General features: G+C 27.5%; 12 protein-coding genes. 7 read left to right on the top strand and 5 right to left on the bottom strand.

Going from position 1 to position 12023, the window contains the following annotated elements; genetic code table 11:
• Nucleotides 1-46: 46 nt before the first annotated feature.
• From ACY2RW_RS11535 to ACY2RW_RS11515, 5 genes are all read right to left on the bottom strand, one after another.
• Nucleotides 47-955, bottom strand: a complete 909-nt coding sequence (locus ACY2RW_RS11535) for a hypothetical protein (protein WP_490122886.1) — start codon at nucleotides 953-955, stop codon at nucleotides 47-49.
• 244 nt (nucleotides 956-1199) lie between these two features.
• The gene (locus ACY2RW_RS11530) at nucleotides 1200-1748 is read right to left on the bottom strand and encodes a porin family protein (protein WP_490122885.1); all 549 of its coding nucleotides are present in this window, start codon (nucleotides 1746-1748) and stop codon (nucleotides 1200-1202) included.
• Between the two features lie 102 nt (nucleotides 1749-1850).
• Nucleotides 1851-2945, bottom strand: a complete 1095-nt coding sequence (locus ACY2RW_RS11525; RefSeq protein ID WP_490122884.1) for a helix-turn-helix domain-containing protein — start codon at nucleotides 2943-2945, stop codon at nucleotides 1851-1853.
• A 188-nt stretch (nucleotides 2946-3133) separates the two neighbouring features.
• Nucleotides 3134-4291 carry an Acg family FMN-binding oxidoreductase gene (locus ACY2RW_RS11520; RefSeq protein WP_490122883.1) on the bottom strand — a complete coding sequence of 386 codons (1158 nt, stop codon included), beginning with the start codon at nucleotides 4289-4291 and terminating at the stop codon, nucleotides 3134-3136.
• A gap of 78 nt (nucleotides 4292-4369) precedes the next feature.
• Nucleotides 4370-4945 (bottom strand): Crp/Fnr family transcriptional regulator, encoded by a 576-nt coding sequence (locus ACY2RW_RS11515; RefSeq protein WP_490122882.1) that lies wholly within the window; start codon nucleotides 4943-4945, stop codon nucleotides 4370-4372.
• 200 nt (nucleotides 4946-5145) lie between these two features.
• Between ACY2RW_RS11515 and ACY2RW_RS11510 the strand changes: the two genes are divergently transcribed.
• From ACY2RW_RS11510 to ACY2RW_RS11480, 7 genes are all read left to right on the top strand, one after another.
• On the top strand, nucleotides 5146-5748 hold the full coding sequence (locus ACY2RW_RS11510) for an alpha-ketoglutarate-dependent dioxygenase AlkB family protein (protein WP_490122881.1): 603 nt from the start codon (nucleotides 5146-5148) through the stop codon (nucleotides 5746-5748).
• A gap of 92 nt (nucleotides 5749-5840) precedes the next feature.
• The gene (gene rluF, locus ACY2RW_RS11505) at nucleotides 5841-6731 is read left to right on the top strand and encodes a 23S rRNA pseudouridine(2604) synthase RluF (RefSeq protein ID WP_490122880.1); all 891 of its coding nucleotides are present in this window, start codon (nucleotides 5841-5843) and stop codon (nucleotides 6729-6731) included.
• Between the two features lie 189 nt (nucleotides 6732-6920).
• Nucleotides 6921-8051, top strand: coding sequence for a tRNA guanosine(34) transglycosylase Tgt (gene tgt / locus ACY2RW_RS11500; RefSeq protein ID WP_490122879.1), 1131 nt, complete (start codon nucleotides 6921-6923; stop codon nucleotides 8049-8051).
• A 65-nt stretch (nucleotides 8052-8116) separates the two neighbouring features.
• The gene (locus ACY2RW_RS11495) at nucleotides 8117-9208 is read left to right on the top strand and encodes an LptF/LptG family permease (RefSeq protein ID WP_490122878.1); all 1092 of its coding nucleotides are present in this window, start codon (nucleotides 8117-8119) and stop codon (nucleotides 9206-9208) included.
• Nucleotides 9195-10109 carry a DMT family transporter gene (locus tag ACY2RW_RS11490; RefSeq protein ID WP_490122877.1) on the top strand — a complete coding sequence of 305 codons (915 nt, stop codon included), beginning with the start codon at nucleotides 9195-9197 and terminating at the stop codon, nucleotides 10107-10109. The genes ACY2RW_RS11495 and ACY2RW_RS11490 overlap by 14 nt, the downstream gene beginning before the upstream one ends.
• A gap of 74 nt (nucleotides 10110-10183) precedes the next feature.
• The gene (locus ACY2RW_RS11485; protein ID WP_490122876.1) at nucleotides 10184-11137 is read left to right on the top strand and encodes an acetyl-CoA carboxylase carboxyltransferase subunit alpha; all 954 of its coding nucleotides are present in this window, start codon (nucleotides 10184-10186) and stop codon (nucleotides 11135-11137) included.
• A gap of 11 nt (nucleotides 11138-11148) precedes the next feature.
• A complete protein-coding gene (locus ACY2RW_RS11480; protein WP_490122875.1) occupies nucleotides 11149-11850 on the top strand; it encodes a DUF3667 domain-containing protein in 702 nt (233 codons plus the stop codon).
• The last annotated feature ends 173 nt before the right edge of the window (nucleotides 11851-12023 follow it).

The raw sequence follows: 12023 nt of genomic DNA, 5'->3' as shown, positions 1-12023 counted from the left end.
TTTTAATATTCTAAAAATAAATGAGGTATTTATAAGTATATTTTTATTAATTAAGATGTACACCAAACTGATCAATAAGCGTCTGAACTATTAAAAGTTCATAAGTGTCTGTATGATCATAAGGACCCGAAACTATGTTGGCATTTTTAGATTCTAAAAAGGTAACTTCTTCAGCAGTAAGAGTTCCAACAGCTTCATCAATTGTACCATAAACGTATGTTAAATTTGATAAATCATTTATAGTGTTTAAAAGTTGCGTATATCTGTTCTTTCCAAATCCTGCTTGCAATCTTAAACCATTTCTTTCAACTACATCAGGATGTGGAGCTGGTTCTATCATTGGTGTAACTCCATTTACAAACCCTGCTTCTTTTCCTTCAGCTAACCCTTGCCACAAAATCTCATTCATATCTAATCTGCCAGATACAATTATATATTTATCAGCTACATCTATTCCTTTTTTTACAATAAGATCTTGTGTTATAAAAGCACCATATGATACTCCTAAAACATAAACTGTTCTACCTTGATCTTTAAAATATTTAACAACTTTATGTAGTATTTCTACACTTTCTGTATTAAAATTAACTGCTTGGTCTAATGTAATATCATTACCTTCTAGAATACTAGGGTTTAACATCAGCGTTTGTTTTACATTAGCCATTAAAATATTAGTTGTATTAAATGCTCCTCCAAAAAAAGTATCAACTTCATTTGTGCTGAGAGTAGAACTAGGACCACCTTGTACATTAAGTATAACAGTTGAAGCGTTTTCTTCTCCTTTAAAATAAATTAAATCTTTAATTTCTTGCGATACTCCACATAGATTTGTTGCTGTACATATATCATCAGATTTTGAACATGATATTGTAGTAATTGTAAATAGTATAATTATAATTAGGTTTGAAATCGAATTATTATTTTGATTTGTTTTTTTTGAAAATATTGTTTTCATTTAATTAATTTTTTAGGTTTGAGTAAGCAAAAATATAGAGAGAATAAGTATAAAAGACTGATTTTGTTGCTGTAGAAGTACTAGAATGGTAGGATTAAACAAATCAGGACTATTTTAGTTTAAATCTTTTGAAAATAAATACTTTATATGTTACTATATTTTTAGATTTTTAAAAATGATATTTAAAGAATGTAAAAACCCAAGTTTATTAACCTGGGTTTTTACATTTAAAGTTATTAATTTTCTAAAAGAAGTAACCAATAGATAATTGAAATAATTTATTCTTACTTTTGCCAGAAAATTGGCTAACCGTATTTGTATTGTTAATTTTTGATAACCCTAGATTATACCTTACTCCAAAATTAAGCCCATTTTTAAGTTTATAGCCTAAACCAAAATTAGCACCAAAGTCAAGTTTGTTAAACGAACTTTTTAAGTTTGTACCATTCGATTTTGCTGAAAGTAAAAAACCTACTTGAGGTCCAGCTTCTATACTTAGTCCTTCTGCTAAATAATATTTCCCCATTAAAGGAATGTTTAAATAGTTTAAGTTAATTGAAGAGCCACCTTGTCCAGAATACAACAATTCCGGTTGAAAAGAAAATTTTTCAGAGATAGGTATTTCTGACATAAAGCCCAGATTAAAATCTGAGTTTCGATAACGGTTTCCTGAATTATTCCAATTAATTTCTGAAAAGTTTAAACCTCCTTTGATTCCAAATTTAACTTCTTGCGCATTTACATTTGACAATCTTAAAATAGCCACAATAGCTACTAATACTAATTTTTTCATTGTTTATGTTTTAAATTTATATGCTGCAAATGTAAATTTGAAAAGAAAACAAAAAGTTAAATTCTAGTAGTAAGAAGTACTGAAATAGTAAGTTTTAACGAATTAGGAAGTTTTTTGAAGTTTTCTGTATGCTCCTGGAGACATTTCTAAACTTGTTTTAAAGGCACTGTAAAAAGCACTCTTAGATTTAAAACCTGCTTCTAAGCCAATAGCTTCTATAGAATATTTATTAAATACTGAATCATGTAATAAATTTTTAGCAGCTTCAATTCTATACTCGTTTACAAATTGAATGACACTTTTATTTATTTCCTGATTTATAATTTGAGATAAATATCCTTCACTTGTCTCCAATCTAGTTGCTAAATCTAATCTGCTTAAAAGAGGGTTTTTATATAATTCTTCTTCTTCCATTAACTTATAAAGCTGTGTAATAATTTTAGAAGTAGTTGAGCTGTTTATTTTCTTTTTAGTACGAACAATAGGTGTTTTTTTTGAACTTAAATAGTTATGTATTTCCTCTTTTTGAACTATTATTTGAAGTCTAAATATTCCATAATATAATACCCACCAAAATAATAAACCAATTAGTATCCATAGAATACTATAAATATAGCTAGAGTAAAATATATATTCTTCTAACCAAGCTAAAGCAAAACATACTATAATACAAATAATAAAAGAATTAAATCTTAATAACCATCGTTTTTTATCTTTTAAAATATTTTTTGAGTTTAATATTAATTTCCTAGCATAAAAAATTAAAAACAAATTAAAGACTATTGATGTTATTTCTTTAATATTCATTATTAATAGGTCAAAAAATGAGTTATTTAAGCCTAAAAAATACTCTGAAAAAGAAATAGAAATTTCGAGCAATACAGAAATTAAAAACGGTGCATAGATATATTTATAACTGTTTTTAATAAGGAGTGGATGCTTAATATGAATTAAAAAATAAGAAAATATAGTAGCACCAAGTAGAAGGTCTAAAACTATATTGTCTAAAAAAGCAAAAAAAAGATTATTTGTGCTAAAAAAACCTATAAATATTATGCTTGCTATCAAGAATAGCGATATTGAAAGATAATTATTGGCACGACTTTTATAAAAAGATGTAGTTACTAATGAGATACTTATAAAATACCCTATAAAAATACTTGCAATAATTGCTAAACCTACTATTGTTTCATTCATTATTAAATATATCTAAAAAAAATAGACTGATATCAGTCTATTTTCTTTTCAAAGAGATTTTTTTTCCTTTTTAATTTTGTTAACTCACTTATAAATATCTCACAAATATTTATTAAAATTGAAATAAAAGGTTTTAAACTCTTTAGATTAATAATAAAATAAAATTAGGTAGTCTATTTTTTTTAATTTTATAAAACGATCATATCTTTTATACCTCTTCTATAGGTTAGATAAGGTTTTCTTGATTTTCCACACCTTAAAGCCATTTGTATTTTCTCATTTCCTTTTACTCCCATTGCAGTTTCAAATTTTAACTTTAAATGTTTCATTTCATCAAACTCTTGCAAAACCTGACTTAAAGGATGCATAAAAAAACCATTAAGTAAGCATGATAATTGAAGACGAGAATAATCTTGCCCTGCTTTTACCCAATCAACCATAGTATTTGAATTTGATGTAATTGTAATAATATTTGCAGAAGAATTTACTTTTTTATGATGATTTTTTAAAGTGTAATCTATTATTTCCTTTTTATTCCACGTTTCAGAAGAAAGGCCTTTTAATTGTCTTTCTGCAAACCATTTTTTTATCCCTTTAATACCATTTCCTGATAAGTTAATTCCATCTTTTTCACTTTCTATTCTTTCATCATTTTCTCTAAACCATTTTCTAGACTCTTCATTGGTTCTATAAGTGTAACTTTCCACTTTCATACCTTCAGATAAAATTGGACTTATAGTATTCAAAATTTTTGTTTCTGTTATTAATTTAATATTATTATGTTTATTATTAATTAATTGATTGATAATATTCCAAGTTTTAGTATCTATAATTTCATCAGAAAATTGCAATCGAGAGGTTCGTCTATTAAGAAGCACTTTGTTTAAAGGAGAATTTGTAACATTAATATCTTCTGTTAAAGATAATTTTGCCACAGGTAATTCTCCTATTTCTGTAATATTATATTCTCCACTAGGAAAATATTCTATTTTAGAAGAATAGCCTTCTTGTGTCATGCCAATAGAAGCAGTTTCTAAAAAGCAACCACAACCAATATGAATTTGTCTAGTTGTTGGATCTGTTTCAGGTAAAATTCTTAGTACATCTACAAAAAGAAGCATTTGCTTATCATTGAGAATTTTAAACTTCCAAGCTTGTGTATTATGAGGGTTAGATGCGCTAACACCATACGCAATGGCTTTAAAAATGGGGTCTTTAAAATTATTGGGATCTGGTCGTTTTATTTTATCTTTTAATTTTTTTTCAGATGTCCCATAACCATAACAAGATAATGTAGTCATTGTAATTAATGCAGTAGACCCAATTATAAATTCTCTTCTATCCATTTTTTAATTTTATAGCTAAATGATTTAATCTTACAAAATTGATATATTAATTCTTTCGTAAAAAGGACAAATGTCTATTTAATTGCTTTTTGAAATATTTTTACGAATTCTTGAAAGATGCCTAGGTTCTATCCCTAACATTGATGCGATGTATTTTTGAGGAACTTGAGATATAAACTGAGGGTGTGTTTTTAGAAAATTCAAATACCTTTCTTCTGCATTGGTTGTTAGCATTTGATAAATACGATTTTCATAGCCAATTACATTGAATTCTAAAATTTTTCTCCAAGCAAATTGAATTTCTTCAAATTTCATTAAAGTATTTATAAAATAACTTTTACTATATATAATTATTTCAACATCTTTAATGCATAAAAGATTTTCTAAACTAGGTGTTTCTTCTACAAAACTTACAAAACCAGTTATAAAATTTTTATCTATTGTAACCCATCTTGTAACTTGTTTACCTTCAATATTATAATAATGAATAATTTTTCCGCTTATTAAAAAGCCTATTTTGTTAGATAAATTACCTTCTTTAAGAAAATATTCTCCTTTTTTTAGTTTTAGAATGGAATATTTTGAAAGTGCTTCTTTACAATTATTACTTAAATTAATTCCCAGTTTTTTTATAAAATCTTGAAGAATGATCATATTTATTTTAAAATACAATAATAAGTACTTCAAAAAAAAGAGAGTATAGTTTTTAGATTAGAGAAGTTCTAAAACAATAGGAGGATACAAATTAGGACGTTTTTTGATTTTTTTTATTATACAAAACTGAACCGATTATAAAAAAGTGCAATCATTAAAGTTTGTCATTAATTTTTAAGGTTTTTTTGTACCTTTAATTTATGGATTTATTTTCTACAGAAAAAGTAAAAAACATTCTCCCTTTTGATGGAATTACAAATTACCATGGAATTGTTTTAAACAGAAAGCAATGTGATTTTTACTACAACCAATTGATGCAAACAATTCTATGGAAAAATGATGAAGCCATTATCTTTGGTAAAAAAATAATTACCAAAAGAAAAGTTGCTTGGTATGGACATGAAGAGTTCTCATATACCTATTCTAAAGTAACCAAAACAGCAAATCTATTTACCAAAGAATTAATAGAATTGAAAGAAATAGTAGAAAAGGAAACAGGAGAAACCTATAATTCTTGTTTGTTAAATTTATATCATTCAGGAGCAGAAGGAATGGCATATCATTCAGATGGAGAAAAAATGTTGAAGAAAAACGGAGCAATTGCATCACTATCTTTAGGTGCAGAACGTAAATTTTCTTTTAAACATAAACAAAACAAACAAAGAGTTGATATCATTCTAGAAAATGGAAGTTTGTTGGTCATGAAAAAAGGGACTCAAACCAATTGGTTGCATAGATTACCACCTACAAAAAAAGTAAATTCTCCAAGAATTAATTTAACTTTTAGAACCATAGAATTTTAGATTTTTAAGAATGTTTGTTCAAGTATTTTTTGATAAAAAATTGTATCAAGAACTAATGTAACTTTACTTATTTTTGCCTTAAATATTTTTCTTTGGATTCTAATAATCAAAAAACAACAAACCTAAATAAATACATCAGTTCTTCTGGAATATGCTCTAGAAGAGAAGCAGAAAAATTTATAAATGAAGGTAGAGTTACTATTAATGGAAAACCAACTCAATTAGGAAATAGAGTTGGTAAAAAAGATGTTGTAAAATTAGATGGTCGTCTTGTAAAGCCAAAAAATAAAACGTTATATATTGCCTTAAACAAACCAGTTGGTATTGTTTCTACTACAGATGATAGAGAACCCAATAATATTATAAAACACATTAATTATCCAGAAAGGTTGTTTCCTGTTGGACGTTTAGACAAACCATCAGAAGGTTTAATTTTTTTAACAAATGATGGAGACATTGTAAATAAAATTTTAAGAGCAGGTAACAATCACGAAAAAGAATATTTTGTTTCTGTAAACAAATCGATAACTGATGATTTTATTCAAAAAATGGGAAATGGAATCCCAATTTTGGGTACAATAACCAAAAAATGTAAAGTAGAAAAAATTAGCGATAAAATCTTTAAAATTATTCTAACACAAGGTTTAAATCGTCAAATTAGACGTATGTGCGACTATTTAGATTACCAAGTAACAAAGCTAAAACGTACTCGAATTATGAACGTACAGTTGGGGTATTTACAAACTGGAGACTGGAGAGAATTGACAGAAGAGGAAATGCAAGAAATTAATAAAATGATTTCCTCATCCTCTAAAACAGAAGAAGCTTCTATACCTAAAGAAAAACCAAAACAGAAAATTACTAAGAAAAAGTTAGCACCATCTAAAAACGATTTTAATAAAAAAAGTGCATCTTTTAGAAAATCATCACCAAAAAATAAAAGAAAAAATAGTAGTTTTTCATCTAAAAAGAAACGAAGATAATTTTTTTTTTTAGGGCGTTCCTTTCAGGTCAGGCTTTTGTTACAATCTTTTTTTTCGTACCTCCAAAAAAGGATTTCCACGTCAATCCTTAACGCACATTTTTGCCAGCAATTTCAAACCATTAATTTTTGGTTTTATATAACAACTCATTGCTATATCAATTCTTAAATAATAGTATCTTTGCCAGCAATGAAATTCGACTTAAAAACAACAGACCCAAAAAGTCAAGCAAGAGCAGGAAGCATTACTACAGACCATGGTGTAATAGAAACACCCATTTTTATGCCTGTAGGAACTGTTGGTACTGTAAAAGGAGTGCATCAAACAGAGTTAAAAGAACAAGTAAATCCTGATATTATTTTGGGAAATACCTATCATTTATATTTACGTCCTGGCTTAGATATTTTAGAAAAAGCAGGAGGTTTACACAAGTTTATGAACTGGGATAGAAATATCTTAACAGATTCTGGTGGTTACCAAGTATATTCTCTTTCTGGACGAAGAAAAATCAATGAAGAAGGCGTAAAGTTTAAAAGTCATATAGATGGCTCTATGCATTTTTTTACTCCAGAAAATGTAATGGAAACACAACGTACAATAGGTGCAGATATTATTATGGCGTTTGATGAATGTACACCTTATCCTTGTGAATATAATTATGCAAAACGTTCTATGCACATGACACATAGATGGTTGGATAGATGTATAAATCACCTAGAAAAATTACCATACAAATATGGTTTCGAACAAACGTTTATGCCAATTGTACAAGGAAGTACCTATAAAGATTTAAGAAAACAATCTGCAGAGTATATTGCGAATTCAAATCAGCAAGCAAATGCAATTGGAGGTCTTTCTGTAGGAGAACCTGCAGAAGAAATGTATGCAATGACAGAAGTAGTTACAGCAATTTTACCAAAAGAAAAACCACGTTATTTAATGGGGGTTGGAACTCCAATAAATATTCTTGAAAATATTGCTTTAGGTATAGATATGTTCGATTGTGTTATGCCAACCAGAAACGCAAGAAATGGAATGTTATTTACAGCACATGGTACCATTAATATTAAAAACAAAAAATGGGCAGAAGATTTTTCTCCAATAGATGAAATGGGAATAACTGCTGTAGATACTTTATATTCTAAGGCATATTTACGCCATTTGTTTGCTTCAAAAGAAATGTTAGGAAAACAAATTGCTTCCATTCATAATTTAGGTTTTTATGTTTGGTTAACTCGTGAAGCAAGAAAACATATCTTAGCAGGAGATTTTAGAGAATGGAAAGATAAAATGGTAAAACAAATGGACAAGAGATTGTAGTTTTTAGTTTGCAGTTGCAGTAAACAATTACACAATTAAACAGTTACATAATTACACAACACTAAGTGAAGATAATAGATTGGTACATATTAAAAAGATTTTTGGTAACCTTTATTTTTACCTTACTAATCTTAATTCCTATTGCCATTGCAATTGATATTTCTGAAAAAATTGATAATTTTTTAGAGCATCCCAATTTGGGTTTTAATCAAGTTGTAGAAGAGTATTATGTAAATTTTACCATTTATTATGCAAATACATTTATGCCTTTGGCGTTATTTATTGCAGTAATTTTATTCACATCTAAACTATCTAACAATACAGAAATAATTGCAATAACAAATGCAAAAGTTTCTTTTACGCGTTTCTTGTATCCTTATTTTGTTGGAGCAACTTTAATTACAATAATTTCTTTGTTAATGAACCATTTTGTGGTTCCTAATAGTAGTAAAACAAGAAAAAAGTTTGAAAAAGAATTTATTAGTAATACCAGACAAAAAAATGCCCTAAAATATGTTTCTGACTTTAGTTTGCAATTAACAGATAGCACTTACATTTTTATTAGAAGTTTTAACACGAGTAGTAATTCTGGATATGATTTTACATCAGAAATTTATGATGGTATAAAGTTAAAATCTAAGTTTAGTGCAAATAGTATAAGATACAATACAAAAGACTCTACTTTTACGCTTTTAAATTGGAGAAAACGATTACTTTATAAAAAAAAGGATAGTATTTTTTCTGGCAATAAAATAGATACAGTATTAAGCTTTACACCAAAAGATTTAATTTATCAATCTGCATTATCACAAGAAATGCCCTCTAATGAGTTAATGAAATTTATAAACATTTCTAAAAAAAGAGGTGTAAAAAATTTAAACGCTTATTGGGTAGAACTACACAAAAGAACGAGTTTGCCAATAGCAACTTATATACTAACTATTATAGCTGTTGCCTTGGCTTTTAGGAAAAAAAGAGGAGGTACAGGAGTAAATTTAGCAATAGGAGTTGGAATTATGTTTATGTATATTTTTTTAATGAAAATTTCTGAAGTTTTGGGAGCAGTTGCAGGTGTAAACTCCTTTATTTATGTTTGGACTCCTAATATAATTTTTGGTTGTATTGCTGTTTATTTATATATAAATGCTAGAAAGTAAATTTAAAAATTATCTTTTACTCCACTTAATTGTTTTTATATGGGGTTTTACTGCAATTCTGGGAGCATTAATTTCTATAAATGCAATACCACTTGTTTTTTTTAGAATGGCTTTGGCTGTTTTATTTATTACATTTTACTTTTTAATAAAAAAGAAATCTTTTTATGTAGATAAAAAAGGATTGCTAAAGTTCTTGGTGTCTGGGATCATCATTGCCATTCATTGGATTTTCTTTTTCAAAGCCATCAAAGTATCTAACGTTTCTATAGCTTTAGTAACAATGAGTACAGGAGCCTTTTTTACCTCTTTAATAGAACCTGTTTTTTTTAAAAGGAAAATAAAATTATTAGAAATTATTCTTGGACTTCTTGTTATTGCAGGTTTATACATCATCTTTAATTTTGAGAGTGAATACAAATTAGGAATTATTTATGCATTAATATCTTCATTTTTAGGTGCTTTATTTGCTGTTTTAAATGGACTTTTTATTAAAAGATATGATGCCAATTCAATTTCATTATACCAACTTTTATTTGGTACTTTATTTGTAGCTTGTTACTTGTTTTTTAATGCTGATTTTTCAATTGCATTTTTTCAATTAGCAAAAATGGATTGGATTTATCTATTTATTTTAAGCAGCGTATGTACAGCGTATGCATTTATTGCTTCTGTTAAAGTGATGAAATACCTATCTCCTTACACAGTAATGCTTACTATAAATTTAGAACCTATTTACGCCATTATTTTAGCACTTTTTATCTTTGGAGATAAAGAAAAAATGAATCCAGAATTTTATTTAGGTGCATTTATTGTTTTATTTGTAGTAATTTTAAACGGTATTATAAAGAATAAGTCTGCACTAAAACAGAAAATTAAGAACAAAACTGTTAGAAAAAAGTAAACACTTTTTGATAAAAACATTAAATTTTATAGTATGTTTGTTACTCCAAACAACTAAAATCAGAGAACTACAATATGGAATATTTAGATTTTGAAATGCCAATTAAAGAGCTTCTAGATCAATTAGATAAGTGTCAAATTATTGGAGAAGAAAGTGATGTAGATGTAAGTGCAACTTGCAAAAAAATTGAAAAAAAACTAGCTACAGCTAGAAAAGATATCTATAAAAATTTAACACCTTGGCAAAGAGTCCAATTATCTAGACATCCAAACAGACCATACACATTAGATTATATCAAAGCTATTTGTGGTGATACTTTTATGGAATTGCATGGAGATAGGAATGTGAAAGATGATAAGGCTATGATTGGTGGTTTAGGTAAAATAGGCAATCAATCTTTTATGTTTATTGGCCAACAAAAAGGGTTCAATACCAAAACACGTCAATTAAGAAATTTTGGGATGGCAAATCCTGAAGGATATAGAAAAGCATTGCGTTTAATGAAAATGGCAGAGAAATTTAGAATTCCTGTGGTTACTTTATTAGACACACCTGGAGCATATCCTGGTTTAGAAGCAGAAGAACGTGGACAAGGAGAAGCAATTGCAAGAAACATCTTTGAAATGACTCGTTTAAAAACACCAATTATAACTATTGTTATTGGTGAAGGAGCTTCTGGAGGAGCTTTAGGAATTGGAGTAGGAGATAGAGTGTATATGATGGAAAATACTTGGTATACTGTTATTTCTCCAGAATCTTGTTCTTCAATTTTATGGAGAAGTTGGGAATTTAAAGAGCAAGCAGCAGAAGCTCTTAAATTAACAGGTAATGACATGAAAAAGCTAAAGTTAATTGACGGAATCATACAAGAACCAGTTGGTGGAGCACATACAGATAGAGAAGGCGCTTTTAACGCAGTGCAAAACCAAATTGTTGCTGCTTACAAAGAGTTAAAAGATTTGAATGACAAAGATTTAGTTGCCAAAAGAATGGATAAATATGCAGAAATGGGTGTTTATAAAGAATAAGAGCTCATTTTATGGCATGTATAAATTGCAACATTAATTTTGAAGGAGATTTTTGTCCTTCTTGTGGCGAAAAAAAGCACATACAAAGAATAACATTTCAATCAACTTTACAATCTGTTTTTTCTGGTTTTGTTGATATGGATAAAGGGTTGTTATATAATCTTAAACATTTAACACTTTATCCTAAAAAAACAATTTTAAAATATATTAATGGTAAAAGACGCTATATTTTAAACCCTATTAGTTATGCTATTATAACAATTAGTGTTTATCTTTTTATAGATTCTTTTTTACCAAAAGGTGCATCTCCTAAACTTTCAAAAGTAGATGTTTTTGGGGCTCAAGAAATGGGTATGAAATTAGGGTATTTTATGAAAAATAAAATGAAATTCCTATGGCTTACATATATCATCTACGCATCAATCTTTACAAGACTATTTTTTAAAAAATTTAATTTTTTTGAGCATTTAGCCATCAATTCATTTATTGTAGGACACGCAACTATTATTGCTATTTTAACGAGATTGGTTTATAACAGAGAGTTAATTATTTTTAATTTTCTGGTATTTGTCTATATCTCATATTTGTTATACAAAGTATTTAAAAACCCAAAAGACGCTTTTGGTACAGGAGCAATGTCTTTTTTAGTTGTATTTCTAAGCTATTTATGTTTTATGGGAATACCTTTTATAATTGCAAACTTTATATTGTAAAAAATAAAAAGAGGTTGTCTGAAAAGTATTAAAATTTGTCATTTCGACTGTAATGGAGAAATCTTATTTACTCAAAATCAATTATATATATTTTTCGGGTAATGTGGCAAAAAATGGTTGGTAATTTTTACATCAAGATTTGTTATATTCCCAAAGTTAATTTGAACAGGACA

It is taken from the genome of Polaribacter sp. 2305UL8-11, assembly GCF_058147165.1.
Note: the sequence above shows the minus strand (reverse complement) of the source record. Positions and strands in the feature narration are given on the sequence as shown.